15 protein-coding genes are annotated in these 15,594 nt (G+C 74.2%); 4 read left to right on the forward strand and 11 right to left on the reverse strand.

The window, feature by feature from the left end:
* Positions 1–162: 162 nt before the first annotated feature.
* Complete coding sequence (locus ACZ5GH_RS16105) at positions 163–1,449, forward strand: DUF5667 domain-containing protein (protein ID WP_387752965.1); 1,287 nt, start codon at positions 163–165, stop codon at positions 1,447–1,449.
* A 147-nt stretch (positions 1,450–1,596) separates the two neighbouring features.
* Here the strand turns inward: ACZ5GH_RS16105 and ACZ5GH_RS16110 are convergent, their stop codons facing one another.
* The 5 genes from ACZ5GH_RS16110 to ACZ5GH_RS16130 all read right to left on the reverse strand — a co-directional run bounded on the left by ACZ5GH_RS16110 (position 1,597) and on the right by ACZ5GH_RS16130 (position 5,903).
* Positions 1,597–2,604, reverse strand: coding sequence for a lysophospholipid acyltransferase family protein (locus ACZ5GH_RS16110; RefSeq protein WP_387752963.1), 1,008 nt, complete (start codon positions 2,602–2,604; stop codon positions 1,597–1,599).
* A 7-nt stretch (positions 2,605–2,611) separates the two neighbouring features.
* On the reverse strand, positions 2,612–3,757 hold the full coding sequence (locus ACZ5GH_RS16115) for an NAD-dependent epimerase/dehydratase family protein (RefSeq protein WP_387752960.1): 1,146 nt from the start codon (positions 3,755–3,757) through the stop codon (positions 2,612–2,614).
* Between the two features lie 225 nt (positions 3,758–3,982).
* Positions 3,983–4,099, reverse strand: a complete 117-nt coding sequence (locus tag ACZ5GH_RS16120) for a 30S ribosomal protein bS22 (protein WP_425311139.1) — start codon at positions 4,097–4,099, stop codon at positions 3,983–3,985.
* A 173-nt stretch (positions 4,100–4,272) separates the two neighbouring features.
* On the reverse strand, positions 4,273–4,482 hold the full coding sequence (locus ACZ5GH_RS16125) for a helix-turn-helix domain-containing protein (RefSeq protein ID WP_045699258.1): 210 nt from the start codon (positions 4,480–4,482) through the stop codon (positions 4,273–4,275).
* A gap of 224 nt (positions 4,483–4,706) precedes the next feature.
* Positions 4,707–5,903 carry an acetoin utilization protein AcuC gene (locus ACZ5GH_RS16130; protein ID WP_387752958.1) on the reverse strand — a complete coding sequence of 399 codons (1,197 nt, stop codon included), beginning with the start codon at positions 5,901–5,903 and terminating at the stop codon, positions 4,707–4,709.
* 237 nt (positions 5,904–6,140) lie between these two features.
* Between ACZ5GH_RS16130 and ACZ5GH_RS16135 the strand changes: the two genes are divergently transcribed.
* Positions 6,141–6,605, forward strand: coding sequence for a hypothetical protein (locus ACZ5GH_RS16135; RefSeq protein WP_387752955.1), 465 nt, complete (start codon positions 6,141–6,143; stop codon positions 6,603–6,605).
* Positions 6,606–6,639: 34 nt separating this feature from the next.
* Here ACZ5GH_RS16135 and ACZ5GH_RS16140 read toward each other — a convergent pair whose 3' ends face one another.
* Both ACZ5GH_RS16140 and proC read right to left on the reverse strand, forming a co-directional pair.
* Complete coding sequence (locus tag ACZ5GH_RS16140) at positions 6,640–7,881, reverse strand: MFS transporter (RefSeq protein WP_464334549.1); 1,242 nt, start codon at positions 7,879–7,881, stop codon at positions 6,640–6,642.
* Between the two features lie 114 nt (positions 7,882–7,995).
* Positions 7,996–8,823, reverse strand: coding sequence for a pyrroline-5-carboxylate reductase (proC, locus tag ACZ5GH_RS16145; RefSeq protein WP_464334550.1), 828 nt, complete (start codon positions 8,821–8,823; stop codon positions 7,996–7,998).
* Between the two features lie 219 nt (positions 8,824–9,042).
* Between proC and ACZ5GH_RS16150 the strand changes: the two genes are divergently transcribed.
* On the forward strand, positions 9,043–9,492 hold the full coding sequence (locus ACZ5GH_RS16150; protein WP_464334551.1) for a hypothetical protein: 450 nt from the start codon (positions 9,043–9,045) through the stop codon (positions 9,490–9,492).
* Between the two features lie 133 nt (positions 9,493–9,625).
* Positions 9,626–10,942, forward strand: a complete 1,317-nt coding sequence (locus ACZ5GH_RS16155; RefSeq protein WP_464334552.1) for an SCO2583/SCO2584 N-terminal domain-containing protein — start codon at positions 9,626–9,628, stop codon at positions 10,940–10,942.
* Positions 10,943–10,967: 25 nt separating this feature from the next.
* On the opposite strand, the gene ACZ5GH_RS16160 is transcribed toward ACZ5GH_RS16155, so the two are convergent.
* From ACZ5GH_RS16160 to ACZ5GH_RS16175, 4 genes are all read right to left on the reverse strand, one after another.
* Complete coding sequence (locus ACZ5GH_RS16160; protein ID WP_464334553.1) at positions 10,968–11,498, reverse strand: hypothetical protein; 531 nt, start codon at positions 11,496–11,498, stop codon at positions 10,968–10,970.
* Positions 11,499–11,638: 140 nt separating this feature from the next.
* Entirely contained in the window at positions 11,639–13,483 is a 1,845-nt protein-coding gene (gene ilvD / locus ACZ5GH_RS16165; RefSeq protein WP_464334554.1) for a dihydroxy-acid dehydratase, read from the reverse strand.
* Positions 13,484–13,641: 158 nt separating this feature from the next.
* Positions 13,642–14,430 carry a class I SAM-dependent methyltransferase gene (locus tag ACZ5GH_RS16170; RefSeq protein WP_387752936.1) on the reverse strand — a complete coding sequence of 263 codons (789 nt, stop codon included), beginning with the start codon at positions 14,428–14,430 and terminating at the stop codon, positions 13,642–13,644.
* Positions 14,431–14,476: 46 nt separating this feature from the next.
* Positions 14,477–15,280: a sugar phosphate isomerase/epimerase family protein gene (locus tag ACZ5GH_RS16175; protein WP_387753201.1), complete on the reverse strand. Its 804-nt coding sequence runs from the start codon at positions 15,278–15,280 to the stop codon at positions 14,477–14,479.
* Between the last annotated feature and the right edge of the window lie 314 nt (positions 15,281–15,594).

The following is a 15,594-nucleotide window of genomic DNA, read 5'->3' on the forward strand; positions in this document are numbered from 1 at the left end:
CGTAACCGACCGCCCGTACCGCTCGTTGGCCAGCGTGCAAGTCCCCACCGGGCCCACGGTCAAGTCGAATTGTGGCCTATCACCCGATGGAGTGGCTTTGGCCAGCCGGGGCAACCGTCCGGCAGGCCGGGGTGTCGACAACGACGAAGGGAGGTGTGGCCCGTGACGGCAAACGTGCTGGAGCACCGGCGGGCGAAGGCCTTCGCCGAGGCGCTGGAGGCCCACCAGGCGGAGCAACGCGCTGCGGCCGACGGCCAACCGGACAACACCGCCGCCACCGGCGCCGGTCCGGTCGCGATGGCCGAACTGGTCGGTCTGGCCGACGCGCTGGGGGCGCTGCCCGGGCCGGCGCTGGACCGGGAGGTCCGCATGGTCCAACGCGCCCAGCTGACGGCCGCGTTCGAGCAGGCCTTCGCCGGCGGGACGGGCGCCCAGGTGCCCCGTCAGCGCCGCCATCGGGCGATCCGGACGGCGCCGCGCGGCCGTTGGAGCCGCCGGTTCGCGATCGGCGGACTGGTCGCCGGGCTCGCCGTCGGCAGCCTGGCCGGCGCCGCCGCGGCCAGCTCCAACGCCGTCCCCGGGGACGGCCTGTACGGCCTCAAACGCGGACTGGAGGGGCTCCGGCTCGACTTCGCGGGGTCCGACTCGGAACGCGGCGAACTGCTGCTGGACAACGCGGCCACCCGGCTCGGCGAGGCGAAGACCCTGGTCGGCCGCACCGGCCCGGCCGGCGCCCTCAGCCCGGCCACCGTCGACCAGGTCCGCCGCGCCCTGGACGACATGCACGCCGACGCCCTCAAGGGCCGCGAGCTGCTGCGGTCGGTCTACCGCAGCAACGGCTCGCTCGACCCGATGCGGGCACTGGCCGGCTTCGCCCACGACGAGGACGGCCGGTGGAGCGAGCTGCAGGGCAGGCTGCCCGTCCAGCTCACCCGGCAGGCCGACCTGGTGAACCGGCTCTTCGACGACATAAGCGAGGACGTCGCGCCCCTGCGCCTGGTCCTGCCCCCCGCCCAGAGCGGTGGCACGGCCGGCTCCGGAGCGGTCGGCGGCTCGTCCGTCTCGACCGGCGGCCCCTCCGCCGGCGCCCCCGCGGCCGGATCCGGCACCACCGCCGGCACCGGCCAGGCCCCGGGCTCCGGCGCCGCCGGCAACCACCCGGGTGCCACCGAGCACGCCCCGGCCAACCCCGGCTCCGGCGCCTCCGGCAAGGGCGGCGTCCTGCCGGACGCCCTGCCCAGCAGCGCCCCGGACGCCGTCAACGGCCTGGTCGGCGGCCTCACCAACGGGCTCACCGGCACCAAGCCCTCGCCGAGCGCCGACGCGGCCCCGCCGCAGGCCCCCCAGTCGGCCGCGCCCAGCGCCCCCGACGCGGCCCAGCCGCAGGGCGTCGAGGTGCCCCCGCTGCTCCCGGACCTGCTGCCCGGGCTGCGCATCCTGGGCGGCTGACCCCGAGGACCGCGAGGGCCCGGCGGAGTGCGATATCCGCCGGGCCCTCGCTGTGCCCGGGGGCGCCCGCTGTACCCGGGGCACGGCGAGGAGCACGGCGCCCGGCAGGACACCGCGCTCGGGAACGCGCCGTCAGGAGGCGCACCGTCAGAAGAACACCGAACGCCGCTGCACCAGCAGCTGGTAGAGGGTGTGCTGGATGGTCTCGCGCACCTCGTCGGCCAGGTCGAACACCAGCATCGGGTCGTCCGCCGCCTCCGCCGGGTAGCTGTCGGTGGCGATCGGCTCGCCGAAGCGGATCGTCCACTTGGTCGGCAGCGGCAGCATCCCGAGCGGGCCCAGCCAGGGGAAGGTCGGGGTGACCGGAACGTACGGCAGGCCCAGCAGCCGGGCCAGCGTCTTCACGTTGCCGATCATCGGGTAGGTCTCCTCGGCCCCGACGATCGAGCAGGGCACGATCGGCACCCCCGCCCGCAGCGCCGAGGAGACGAAGCCGCCGCGGCCGAAGCGCTGGAGCTTGTAGCGCTCGGAGAACGGCTTGCCGATCCCCTTGAAGCCCTCCGGCCAGACCCCGACCACCTCCCCGCGCTCCAGCAGGGCCTGGGCGTCCTCGTTGCAGGCCAGCGTGTGGCCGGCCTTGCGGGCCAGCTCGTTGACGCCGGGCAGGACGAAGACCAGGTCGGCGGCGAGCATCCGCAGGTGCCGCCGGGCGGGGTGGTGGTCGTGGATGACCACCTGGGTCATCAGGGCGTCCAGCGGGATCGTCCCGGAGTGGTTGGCGACGACCAGCGCACCGCCCTCGGCCGGGATGTTCTCCACGCCCTGGACGTCGATCCGGAAGTACTTCTCGGCCAGCGGGCGCAGCAGCGAGAGCAGCACCTCCTCGGTGAGCTCCCGGTCGAAGCCGAACTCGTCCACCTCGTAGTCGCCGGTGACCCGGCGGCGCAGGAAGGCCAGGCCCTCGGCGGCGCGGCCCTCCCAGCCCTTGCCGAACAGCCGGGTGGCGGCCGGGCCGAGCGGCCCGGACAGCGCCCCGCCGACGGCCTCGGCGAGCCGGTCGGCCAGTTTCGGCCCCTCGGGCGAGGTCCAGCTGGGGGCGGACTCGATCGGGATGACCTTGGCCTCGCCCGGCGCGTTCTCGGCTGCGGCACTCATCGCGGGTTCAGCTCCTCGGTCGGCGGGGGCGGTTCGGTACGGTGCCCGGCCCGGCGGGCGGCCCGGCGTCAGGTCCGGCGGGCGGCCCGGCGGGTGCGGCGCCCTCCGGGCCGAGCAGGGCGGTCAGCCGGTCGGTGACGGCGGCCAGCCGCTCGGGCGGCAGCAGACCCGGGCCCTCGGCGGCGGCGAAGTCGGCGAAGGCCTCCGGGGTGCTGAACACCGGGCGGTAGCCGAAGGTCTCGCGCAGCCGCGCGGTGTCCACCACCCGGCCGTGGGTGAGCAGCCGCAGCTGCTCGGGCGAGACGTCCACCAGCCGGGTCTGCCGGGCCAGCACGGCCATCCAGCTGACCGCGGGCAGCAGCAGCGGCAGGGTCGGCCGGCCGAGCCGGCGGGCGCACTGGGAGAGCAGCAGGACGCCCTCCCCCGCCACGTTGAAGGTCCCGGTGTTGACGGTGCCCGGCACGGGCTCGTCGGCGGCCCGGCAGAGCACCGCGACGGCGTCGTCCTCGTGCACGAACTGCAGCCGCGGGTCGTAGCCGAGGACGGTCGGCAGCACCGGCAGCGCGAAGTACTCGCTGAGCGGGGTGTCCGCGTGCGGGCCGACGATGTTGGCGAAGCGCAGCACCGTCACCGCGACGTCCGGGCGGCGCCGGGCGAAGCCGCGCACGTAGCCCTCGACCTCCGCCGCGTCCTTGGCGAAGCCGCCGCCGGGCGGGTCCTTGGGCTGCATCCGCTCGCTGAACACCGCCGGGTCGCGGGGCGCGGAGCCGTACACGCCGGTGGTGGACTTCACCACCAGCCGGCGCACCGCGGGGGCCTTCTGGCAGGCGCCGAGCAGCTGCATGGTGCCGATCACGTTGGACTCCTTCACCGCGGAGCGGTTGGTGGAGCCCAGGCCGGTGGCGCTGACGCTGAGGTGCACGACGGTGTCCACCTGGTGCTCGGCGAGCACCCGGGAGAGCGCCGGACGGCGCAGGTCGAGCTGGTGGAAGCGGTACGGGGCGGCCGGTCCGGCCGGCTCCTCGGGCGGCAGCCGGGGCGGCTGCACGTCCACGCCGACCACCAGGTCCACGCCCGGCCGGCGGCGGACCTCGGCGACGAACCGGGCACCGAGATGGCGGGCCACGCCGGTGACGAGCACGACCACACCCACGGTGCTGCACCCCATTCCCTCGACCCGAGCGGCCTGCGTGCACCGTACCGCGCCGCCCCGCCGGGCCGTGAAACGACACCGCCCGCCCAGGCCGCGACGGGCCTGGGCGGGCGGTGGAACGCCGAAACCCCGCGAGGGCGGGGCCTACGAGTTCTTCCTGCGCCGCTGTGCGCGAGTCCGCGGCCGACCCCCGCGAACGCGGGGGCTGAGACGCAGGCTCAGGCGTTACTTCTTGTTGCGACGCTGGACCCTCGTGCGCTTCAGAAGCTTGCGGTGCTTCTTCTTGGCCATACGCTTGCGACGCTTCTTGATGACAGAGCCCACGGAACAACCCTCGCTCACTGAGACTCTCGCCCGTGAGAGACGGAGTCCATACGACTGACGTGAGGGCCTAGCCTACCTTCCGGTTGCCCGGGGCTGTAAATCGCGCCCCCGGCAGCCGGAGAACTCGGGGGAAATCCCCGGCGAACGGGTGTGGGGCCCACCGGTGTGGACCCCGCACCCGCGCGCCGCCGCTACGCGCTCTCAAGCCGCACGTAGGACTCCTTGAGGTACTCGTGCACCGCCTGCTGGGGCACCCGGAAGGACCGTCCGACCCGGATGGCCGGCAGCTCTCCGCTGTGCACCAGGCGGTACACCGTCATCTTGGACACCCGCATGACCGCGGCGACCTCCGCCACGGTCAGGAAGACGACTTCCTGAAGGGGGCGCTCGACGGAACTCATGACCATCACCCGACCCTTACCCGTGTGCAAGGCACCGGCTTCCCCTCCGGTGACTCCACCGGCACACGTGTATCCCCAGAGTAGTTATGGGTGGTACCAGTGGGAAGAGGGGAAGTGCAGTCCTCGTACGGTGAGAGATAGGACTGTTGCAGTACGTAGCCGATCGGCGGATGGCACCGCCCGGCGTACGCACGGCCCCGGCGGGGCGGGGCCGGGCGGCGGATTCAGGCCAGCAGTCCGTGCTGGGGGAACACCGCCCGGCGGGTGGCGAGGATGGCCTGATCGAGCCGGTCGGCCGGATCGTAACCCGATTCGAAGTCGCGCCAGGCCGGGCGGGCGCCGTCGGTCATCCGCAGCGGGGCCGGGCGGCGGGTGCGGCGGTAGACCTCGGCGCGCCAGGACTCGGGGGTCTCGGTGGCCGGGTCGACGGGCCGGCCGGCGGCGGTGGCGACCAGGTGGGTCCAGGTGCGCGGGACGACGTCGACCACCGCGTAGCCGCCCCCGCCGGTGGCCAGCCAGCGGCCGCCGGTGTACCGGTGGGCGAGGTCGTGCAGCGCCTCGGCGATCAGCCGCTGGGCGTCCACGGTGACGGCGAAGTGGGCGAGCGGGTCCTCCAGGTGGGTGTCGGCGCCGTGCTGGGTGACCAGGACCTGTGGCCGGAACGCGTCGAGCAGTTCGGGCACCAGGGCGTGGAAGGCGCGCAGCCAGCCGGAGTCGCCGGTGCCCGCGGGCAGCGGCAGGTTGGCGGCGGAGCCGGGGGCGTCCTCGCCGCCGGTCTCGATCGACCAGCCGGTCTGCGGGAAGAGCGTCGCGGGGTGCTCGTGCAGCGAGACGGTGAGCACCCGGGGGTCGTTCCAGAACGCCGCCTGGACGCCGTCGCCGTGGTGGACGTCCACGTCGACGTAGGCGATCCGCTCGGCGCCGAGTTCGAGCAGCCGGGCGATGGCCAGCGCCGGGTCGTTGTAGACGCAGAAGCCGGAGGCCTTGCCGGGCATCGCGTGGTGCAGTCCGCCGGTGAAGTTGACGGCGTGCGGGGTCTCGCCGCGCCAGACCGCCTCGGCGGCGGCCACGGACTGGCCGGCGATCAGCGCGGAGGCCGAGTGGATGGCCGGGAAGGACCAGGTGTCGTCGGTGCCGAGGCCGTGCAGCGGGTCGGAGCGCTCGGGGTGGGCGGCCGCGCTCCGGACGGCCTCGACGTACTCCCGGGTGTGCACCAGTCGGAGGGTGGAGTCCCCGGCGGGCGGCGCGGAGCGGACGGTCACCCCGGGCCCGGTGCTCAGCCCGAGCGACTCGACCAGGCGCATGGTGAGGGCCAGCCGGTCCGGGTCCATCGGGTGGCCGGGGCCGAAGTCGTAGGCGGTGACGGCCTCGTCCCAGAAGAGGTGCAGACCGCAGGGGGTGTCACGCTCGGCTTCGGGCATGGCCTCCACCGTAGCGGGTGGCGGCGGCCGGGCGGCCGCCAGGGCGGGCCGGGGCGGCGCTCCCGGGAACGGTCGGTCAACCGGTGCGCGACGGGGCCACGAGGTTGTGGGGCAGCTGTGGAGACGGGTGTCGAGGCGGTGCAGACAAACGCCCCGCGACTCCATATCCTCTCCGCCATGAAGCCATTCAGCGTGCAACGCCTTGGGGTAATTCTCGCTGCAATACTGGGATTTGGCGTGTTCTTCGCCGCCCAGCCGGCCTCCGCCGCGGTCAGCGGCACCGCCTTCGCGGTCGACAAGCCGACGGCGAAGGCGGGAGACCAGTTGACCCTGACGCTGTCCCTCACCAACTCCGAGGACAGCCCCATCTACTTCGCCTACGAGGCCGTCCAGCCGACCTGGCCGGCCAACTCGCAGGCCGGAGCGTTCACCATCACCGGCTGCACCGGTGACACCTCCGACTGCGCGTTCAACGGGAACAGCGCCAACTTCCACTTCAACGCGCCGATCGCGCCGGGGGCGACGAAGAGCGTCACGCTCACCGTCAAGATCACCGACACCCCGTCGTGGGGCACCGCGCCGTACACGCTGAACTGGGCACCGTACGTCTACTACGAGTTCGGCCAGGTGGGCGGCACCACCACGGCCAAGGACCAGGGCTGGACCTACGGGGTGCCCGAGCTCCAGACCGTGATCAGCTGACCCTGACCCCGCGCCCCGTCGACCGCCCCCGCCGTCACCCGACGGCGGGGGCCTCGGCCGGTGCCGGGACCGTGGCCGGAGCCGGGGCGAAGCGGTGGGCCAGCGGCAGCACGGCGAGCACCAGCAGCATCGGGGCGAGCAGCGCCCAGCGGTACGAGCTCGCGTCCGCGATCGCCCCGACCAGCGGCGAACCGACCAGGAACCCCACGTAGTTGAAGAGGTTGAGCCGGGCCACCGCGGCGTCCGAGTCGGCCGGGAAGAGCCGGCCGCCGGCCGCGAACACCTGCGGGATGATCGCGCAGATGCCGAAGCCCAGCACGGTGAAGCCGGCGATGCCCGCCCAGGCGGCGGGCGCCACCGCGGCCGCCCCGAAGCCGAGCGCGGCCAGCGCGGCACCGGCGCGGACCACCGGGACGGCGCCGAAGCGCTGCACCGCGCGGTCGCCCAGCGCGCGGCCGAGCAGCATCGCGACCATGTAGCCCAGGTAGGAGAGCTTGGCGACGTCCTCCCGGCTGCCCAGCCCGTCGGTGAGGTACTTGACGCTGTAGTTGGAGACCGAGGCGTCCGCGATGTACGCGAAGGCCATCGCCAGGCAGAGCGGCAGCAGCGGACGCCAGGGGACGGGCCGGGCCGCCGCCTCGGCCGCCTCCCGGACGGCGTCGCCGGGTTCGGCCGGACCGGCGGTCGGGATGCCCCCGGCCGGGGGCCGGGGGAAGGTGCCGGCCAGCAGGGCGAGCGGGGCGATCACCGCGGCGGCCGTGCCGAACAGCACCGGCAGCCCGAGGCCGTAGTGCGAGCCGAGGCCCGCCAGGGCAGCGCCGAGGATCGCGCCGAGGCTGAACGCGGCGTGGAAGCCGATCATGATCGAGCGGCCGTAGCGGTGCTGGAGCCCCACCCCGAGCATGTTCATACTGGCGTCCAGTGCCCCCACCAGCAGCCCGAACGCCCCCAGCGACAGGGCGAGTTGCCACAGTGTGCCGCCCATGCCGACGGCCGCCAGGCCGAGGCAGACGGCGGGCTGGACCACCCGCAGCACGGCCCGCGCGCCGGTGCGCCTCACCAGCCGCTCGGAGGCGATCGAACCGACCCCGGCCAGGACCGGCACCGCGGCCAGGAAGACCGGCAGCAGCCCGTCGCCCAGCCCGTACCGGTGCTGGATCTCCGGGATGCAGGTGACCAGCAGGGCGAAGGCGGTGCCCTGGAGCAGGAAGCTGACGGCCAGCGCGGCCCGCCCGGCGCGCAGGCCGGGCGGGATCCGGGACGGTGCGGCACTCAAGCGGACCTCCACGCGGACTCCGGACGGACCTCACCACCCCGCTACCGACCGGTAGGACGATGTTGGCGAGAGCGTAGGGGCTGCGCCGCGATTCCGGGAGGGGTCGCGCAGGGGTCATTTCCCGCCGCAGGCCAGCTCCCGGGAGCGGTCCCGGGCCGCTTCCAGGGCGCCGAGCAGCGCGGCCCGCACCCCGTGGTTCTCCAGCTCGCGGATCGCCGCGATGGTGGTGCCGGCCGGGGAGGTCACCGCCTCGCGCAACTTCACCGGGTGCTCGCCGGAGTCGCGCAGCATCACCGAGGCGCCGATCGCGGACTGCACGATCAGGTCGTGCGCCACCTGCCGGGGCAGCCCGAGCAGGATCCCGGCGTCGGTCATCGCCTCGACCAGGAAGTAGAAGTAGGCCGGGCCGGAGCCGGACAGCGCGGTGGCCGCGTCCTGCTGGGACTCGGGCAGCCGCAGCGCCTTGCCGACCGAGCTGAAGATCTCCTCGGCGCGCACCAGGTGCTCCTCGCCCGCGTGCGAGCCGGCCGAGATGACGCTCATCCCCTCGTCCACCAGGACCGGGGTGTTGGGCATCACCCGGACCACCGGGGTGCCCGCCGCCAGCCGCTCCTCGAACCAGGCGGTGGGGACGCCGGCCGCCGCCGAGATCACCAGCCGGTCCGCGCCGACGTGCGGGGCCAGTTCCTCCAGCAGGGTGCCCATGTCCTGCGGCTTGACGGCGAGGATCAGGGTGTCGGCGAGCTTGGCGGCCTCGGCGTTGGAGACGGCCACCACGCCGTAGCGGGCGGCGAGTTCGACCGCGCGCTCGGGGCGGCGGGCGGTCACCAGGACGTCGGCCGGGTCCTTGCCGGCCCGCAGCAGACCGGAGAGCAGGGCCTCGCCGATCTTGCCGGTGCCCAGGAAGGCGATCTTCTGTCCGTGTGCTGCGCTGCTGCCCATGGTCCGCTCCTTGCCTCGGTACTGCGGCCATCCTCGCACCGCCCGGTGGCGTGCGCGGGGACCGTCCGCTCCGTGGTCGCCCCGCGCCCGAACGGCCCCGAACGGCCCTGCCCGGCCGGCCCGGCCCGCCCCGGGTGACGGGCCCTTAGGGTCCGTCCTGGGAGAATCTCGGGGGTTTCCCCTATGGCCTCCGCGCTCCGGCGGGCGCACCGTGGAGCCATGGCACACGACGAGATGTCCCGACGTGAGAACCGGCAACTCGCCATCGCCTCGGCGACCGTGGGCCCGTGGCGGACCGCCGCGGGGGTCGGTGCGGTGGTGGGCGCGACGACCCTGGGGATCGAGGCGATCTCCGGGGACTGGTCCCTGAGCATGCTGGCCTCACCGGCCGGCTGGGGCCTGTTCTTCTTCTTCCTGGTCGGCACCGTCGGCGGCCGGCTGCGGCGCGACACCGCCGACCGGCGGCTGCGCCGCTGGGCGGACGAGCACCCGTGGCAGGCCTCCCTCCCGGCGGCCGGGGGCCTGCTGGCGCTGAACACCCTGGCCCAGCTGTTCCTCGGCGACGAGGGCCTGTTCGGCGCCTTCTTCCTCTCGCTGCTGCCGGCCGGCCTGCTGCTGGCGATCGCCGGGGTGGTAGGCTCGGTCAAGCAGGCCCGCGGCAAGGGCTGAACGGTTCGGAGCGGGCCGGGCGGCGGCGCGGTTCCGGACGAAACGGGGTGAACCGTCGACCCACCCGCACGAGTCCACCACCCGATGCGCCCCCGATCCGCGCATCGTCACCCCCCGTCGTCATACTGGCGCGATGCCGATTGCCGAAGATCCGGAACCGCGCCCCCGCCGGGGCGACGAGCCGGACGGGTCCGACCCGTCCGGGACGGGCGAGAAGGACCCGTTCGCCGACCTCGTCCTGGACGAGGAGTTCATCCGCAGCGCCACCGTCAAGGAGCAGAGCGGGCGCACCCGCATGCTGTCCGCCCGGTGGAAGCACACCCCGCCGGTCGATCCGGGCGGCCGCCGCTCGGTCAACGACGGCCCCCGGCCCAAGCGCCGGTTCGGCCGCGGGCCCAAGCCCCCGGCGGTCGACGCGTGGGGCGCCCCGCACCCGCGCCGCCGCGAGTGGCGCGCACCGCTGTTCGTGACGCTGACCGTCGTCCTGGTGCTCGCCGCACTGAACCTCGGCGGGCTGCGCGGCTGGTACGAGGACCACTACGGCAGGGGATCCTCCTCCCCCTCGGGCGCCGCCGTACCGACCGTCGCCCCGGAGACGGCCAGGCCGACCGCGGCACCGCCGGCCACCCCGGCCGACCAGCCGACCGTCGACCACCCCTGGAAGGGCTCCCCCGCCGAGGGCTGGCCGACCAGCCTGGAGTCCTTCGAGCTGCCCCCGGCCAAGGCCGTCGGCGTCTTCTCGGCCGAGGAGGTCGCCGCCCAGCTCCAGTCGGTCAAGGCCTACCTGACCGCCGCCAACCTCGACCCCGGGGTGATCGCCGGCGCCCGGCCGGAGGCCGCCCTGGCGATGCTCGACTCCCAGGAGCGGGCCTCCGCCGTGGCCGCCCTCGACCACCCCGGCAAGGGCACCGACCCGACCAGCTGGTTCGCCCGTTTCGACCCGCGCGAGGCGGCCCTGGTCGGCGGCGCCGTCAAGGTCCAGGGCCGGATCGGCTTCGAGGAGGACGGCGACCGGGGCGTGCTGGTGCACACCGACTTCACCTTCGTCTACCCGCTGCAGCCGGGCCCGGACGCGGAGAAGCTGGCCTCGTCCCGCCGCGGCACGCCGGACACCGCGCCGGGCGGCACCGCCAGGCCGGTCGGCCTGACCGCCCCGGCCTCCGGCGACACCGGGAGCACCTGGACGACCCGCACGATCATCCGCAAGGTCGACGACTTCCGCTTCCACGACCCGCAGCGCTACAAGGTCGAGGCGAAGAAGCTGGTGTTCGCCAAGACCCAGTGGGACGCCGGCAACAGCGCCTGCGACGTCTACGACGGCTTCCTGCACCCGCGGTTCGAGCAGTTCCCCGCCCACGGCCCCGCGCCCACCGGGCCGACCAGCGACCCGTACGACCGGAGCAAGGACCTCGCGCCGACCGGGCAGTGCGGCATCGTCAGCCGTACGTAGGAGGTGTCGTGTCCGGGAGCAGGCGTCAGCGCTTGCGCCCGGCCCGGCCCGGCGCCTTGGCGTCGGGCCGGCGGCTGCGGCCCGCCTGGCGCTTCTCGTACTGGGCGACGGCCCGCTCGTAGGCGGCCCGCTTGACCGCCTCGCCGGGGGCCTCGACCAGGCTGCGGGCGAAGTAGGCGAGCAGCGAGCCGGCCCCGCCGATCAGCCAGACCGCGCCGAGCGACCTGTCCTCGGCCATCCAGCCGGTCAGCTGGTCCTTGCCCTCGGTGAGCACCTTCCAGGTGCGCCGCACGGCCATCATCGAGCAGACCGCGATGGCGGCGGTCAGCAGCCCGTTGAGGAAGGTGCCGTTGTCGGAGAGGGCGATGCCCTCGACGCCGAAGCGCAGCAGCAGCACCGCGGCGGCCGCCGCGACCAGGGCGCCGACCGACACGGCGACCCGGCGCGGCCAGTAGCCGTTGTCCCGGTTCAGCCAGCTGGTGCCGAACCAGCGCAGGGGCTCCGGCTCGGGGGCGCCGGCGGGAGTGGGGGCGGGGGTGGGGGGCTGCTCGCTCACGCCGTCGATTATCACCCGACCGGCCCGAACGACGGAGGAGCCGTCCCGCGCGCTGCGGGACGGCTCCTGCGTCGTTCGGGCCCGGTGCGGGCTCGGGCTCGGCCGGATCGGGTACTGGCTCGGGCTCGGCCGGTGCGGGCTCAGCCGAGCTTGGACACGTCGCGGACGGCGCCCTTGTCGGCGGAGGTGGCCATCGCGGCGTACGCCCGCAGGGCCTGGCTGACCTGGCGGTCGCGGTTCTTCGGCCGGTAGCCGCCCACGGCCTCCAGCGCGCGGCGGCGCTCGGCCAGCACCTCGTCCGGGACCTCCAGGGAGATCCGGCGGCCGGGGATGTCGATGGCGATGGTGTCGCCGTCCTCGACCAGCGCGATGGTGCCGCCGGAGGCCGCCTCCGGGGAGGCGTGGCCGATCGACAGGCCCGAGGTTCCGCCGGAGAAGCGGCCGTCGGTGACCAGCGCGCAGGCCTTGCCCAGGCCCCGGCCCTTCAGGAAGGAGGTCGGGTAGAGCATCTCCTGCATGCCCGGGCCGCCCTTGGGGCCCTCGTAGCGGATGACGACGACGTCGCCCTCCTTGACCCGCTTGGCGAGGATCGCCTCGACCGCGTCCTCCTGGGACTCCACCACGACGGCCGGGCCGCTGAAGGTCCAGATCGACTCGTCCACGCCGGCGGTCTTCACGATGCAGCCGTCCTCGGCGAGGTTGCCGTACAGCACGGCCAGGCCGCCCTCGACCGAGTAGGCGTGCTCGACAGCACGGATGCAGCCCCTGGCGGCGTCGGTGTCCAGCGACTCCCAGCGCTCGGACTGCGAGAAGGCCTCGGCCGAGCGGACGCAGCCGGGGGCGGCGTGCCACAGCTCGACGGCCTCGGCGGAGGGCGAACCGCCGCGCACGTCCCAGGTCTTGAGCCACTCGGCGAGCGAGTCGGCGTGCACGGTGTGGACGTCCTCGTTGAGCAGCCCGCCCCGGTACAGCTCGCCGAGGATGGCCGGGATGCCGCCGGCCCGGTGCACGTCCTCCATGTAGTACGAGCCGTTCGGCGCGACCTTGGACAGGCAGGGCACCTTGCGGGAGACCGCGTCGATGGCCCGCATGTCGAAGTCCAGCTCGGCCTCCTGGGCGGCGGCGAGCAGGTGCAGGATGGTGTTGGTCGAGCCGCCCATGGCGATGTCCAGGGCCATGGCGTTCTCGAAGGCGGCGCGGGTGGCGATCGAGCGCGGGAGGACGGAGTCGTCGTCCTGGCCGTAGTGGCGGTTCGCGATCTCGACGACGGTCCGGCCGGCGTTCTCGTAGAGGGCGCGGCGGGCGGTGTGGGTGGCGAGCACCGAGCCGTTGCCGGGCAGCGAGAGGCCGATCGCCTCGGTCAGGCAGTTCATCGAGTTGGCGGTGAACATGCCGGAGCACGAGCCGCAGGTGGGACAGGCGTTCTCCTCGATGATCGCGATGTCCTCGTCGGAGACGTTCTCGTTGACCGCCTGGGAGATCGCGTCGACCAGGTCGAGCTTGCGCACGGTGCCGTCGACCAGGGTGGCCTTGCCGGCCTCCATCGGGCCGCCGGAGACGAAGACGGTCGGGATGTTCAGGCGCAGCGCGGCCATCAGCATGCCCGGGGTGATCTTGTCGCAGTTGGAGATGCAGATCAGGGCGTCCGCGCAGTGGGCGTTGACCATGTACTCGACCGAGTCGGCGATCAGGTCGCGCGAGGGCAGCGAGTAGAGCATGCCGCCGTGGCCCATCGCGATGCCGTCGTCCACGGCGATGGTGTTGAACTCGCGCGGGATGCCGCCCGCCTGCTTGATCGCCTCGGAGACGATCCGGCCGACCGGCTGGAGGTGGGTGTGGCCGGGGACGAACTCGGTGAAGGAGTTGGCGACCGCGATGATCGGCTTGCCGAAGTCCTCGCGGGCTACGCCGGCCGCCCGGAGAAGCGCCCGGGCGCCTGCCATGTTGCGACCGTGGGTGACCGTACGGGACCTCAGCTCGGGCACTGTGCTCCACTCCTTCGGGGCTCTCGCCGGCGCCCCGCTGCTGGGAGGGTTCGGGGGCCGCTGTGGGTACCGAGCCTACGCCCGCGGTCCGGCGGGCGGACGGTCCGTCCGCGATGCGGGCAGGCGGCGGGGCGGGTCGGGCACGGTGCCGACGGGCGTCAGTGCCGCTTGACGGCCACGGTGAGGTCGAGGACGTACGGCTCGACCACCCGTCCGTCCGGGAACTCGGCCAGCAGCGCCGCGCGCTCGGTGGCGAGCAGCGGTTCGCGCCGCTCGGGGGTCAGCGAGGCGAGGAAGGAGCGCGAGGTGAGGTTGTCGACCACCTGCTCGACGGACACCTGCCGCTGCCAGCGCAGCTGGGTGCGGAGGACCTCCAGCCCGGCGGCGGCCAGGGGGGCGGTCAGGTCGTCGACCCGGCCGTAGCCGTGGTAGCGGCCGGACAGCGCGGCGGACAGCCGCTCGTCCCGGGCGCGCACCCAGGGGACGGTCTCGTCGAAGAGGTTCCACCAGGCGGCCAGCGCGCCGCCCGGCCGCAGCACCCGGATCGCCTCCGGGACGGACCGCCCGGGATCCGTCCAGTGGAACGCCTGGGCGTAGCCGATCAGGTCGGCGGAGCGGTCGTGGAACGGCAGCTCGTCACCGACGCCGCGGACCAGCGGGAGCTGCGGCGAGACGGCCTGGAACCGCGCGGCCATCCCGGCGGAGGGCTCGACGGCGACGACGTCCGCGCCGCGGGCGGCCAGCAGACGGGTGGCGATGCCGGTCCCGGCACCGACGTCCAGGACCCTGGCGCCCTTGAGCCCGCGGCCCCAGAGCCGCTCCAGCTCGTCGAACAGCTCCTCCGGGTAGCCGGGCCGGCCGCGGTCGTACTCGGCGGCCACCGCGCCGAAGCTCCCGGCCAGCTCACGGAAGCCGGGCAGTTCGCGGAACTCCTGACCCGTCGCCATTTCGCCTCCTGCGTAGGGCGGTTCGCGCCCGATCCGGCCGGACGGCTCAGCGTACGCGCGAGGGGGTGGCCAGGTGCAAGCGGGTGAAGGCGAGGGCCTCGGCCAGGTCGGCCTCGCGTTCGGCGGGGGACGCGGAGCGCCTGGTGTTGACCTCCAGCACCACGTGGCCGTCGAAGCCGGTGCGGGCGAGGTGCTCCAGCAGCTCCGCGCAGGGCTGCTTGCCGCGGCCGGGGATCAGGTGCTCGTCCTTGCCGGAGCCGCTGCCGTCGGCCAGGTGGACATGGGCCAGCCGGTCGCCCATCCGCTCGACCATGGCGAAGGTGTCGATCCGGGAGGTGGCGGCGTGCGAGAGGTCGATGGTGAAGTGCCGGTACTCCTCGTCCGTGACGTCCCAGCCGGGGGCGTACGCGAGCATCTCCCGGTCGCGGTAGCGCCACGGGTACATGTTCTCGACGGCGAAGCGGACGTCGGTCTCCCCCGCCATCCGGTTGATGCCCTCGACGAACTCCCGGGCGTACTGGCGCTGCCAGCGGAACGGCGGGTGGACGACCACGGCGCTCGCGCCGAGCTTCTCGGCGGCCGCCCGGGCCCGGACCAGCTTGGTCCACGGGTCGGTGCTCCACACCCGCTGGGTGATCAGCAGGCAGGGCGCGTGCACGGCCAGGATGGGGAGCTGGTGGGCATCGGAGAGCCGGCGTAGGGCGTCGACGTCCTGGCTGACCGGGTCGTTCCAGACCATCACCTCGACCCCGTCGTAGCCGAGCTTGGCGGCCAGCTCGAAGGCCACGGCGGTGCTCGCCGGGTACACCGAGGCGGTGGACAGCACCACCTTGGTGTCGGGGATGTGCAGGGCCGGGTGCCGGGGCAGCACCAGCCGGTCGGTGGTGCGCAGCAGCGGGGGGCGGGCGGCGTCGCGCTTGGCGGCCTTGACCGAGCGGACGGACTGGACGGCGGCCTTGGCGGCGCCGGCGGCCCGGGCGGTGCGGGTCTCCTTGGGGACGGCTTTGCCGGTGGTGGTCTGCTTCGCGGGCTTCGTGGTCCTCGCGGGCTTCGGCTTCGCCGTCTCGGCGGTCTCCGCCGGCTTCGCGGCCTTCGCCGTCTTGGCGGTCTTCGCCGAGGTCGTCTTCGCCGAGGTCGTCTTCACCGAGGCCGTCTTCGCGGCTG

This window comes from Kitasatospora sp. Xyl93, from assembly GCF_055383135.1.

Bases quoted from the DNA above. Each gene is read 5' to 3' on its own strand.
- ACZ5GH_RS16110 (WP_387752963.1), bottom strand. From the start codon at position 2,604: ATGAGTGCCGCAGCCGAGAACGCGCCGGGCGAGGCCAAGGTCATCCCG.
- ACZ5GH_RS16125 (WP_045699258.1), bottom strand. From the start codon at position 4,482: ATGAGTTCCGTCGAGCGCCCCCTTCAGGAAGTCGTCTTCCTGACCGTG.
- ACZ5GH_RS16130 (WP_387752958.1), bottom strand. From the start codon at position 5,903: ATGCCCGAAGCCGAGCGTGACACCCCCTGCGGTCTGCACCTCTTCTGG.
- proC (WP_464334550.1), bottom strand. From the start codon at position 8,823: ATGGGCAGCAGCGCAGCACACGGACAGAAGATCGCCTTCCTGGGCACC.
- ACZ5GH_RS16150 (WP_464334551.1), top strand. From the start codon at position 9,043: ATGGCACACGACGAGATGTCCCGACGTGAGAACCGGCAACTCGCCATC.
- ACZ5GH_RS16155 (WP_464334552.1), top strand. From the start codon at position 9,626: ATGCCGATTGCCGAAGATCCGGAACCGCGCCCCCGCCGGGGCGACGAG.
- ACZ5GH_RS16170 (WP_387752936.1), bottom strand. From the start codon at position 14,430: ATGGCGACGGGTCAGGAGTTCCGCGAACTGCCCGGCTTCCGTGAGCTG.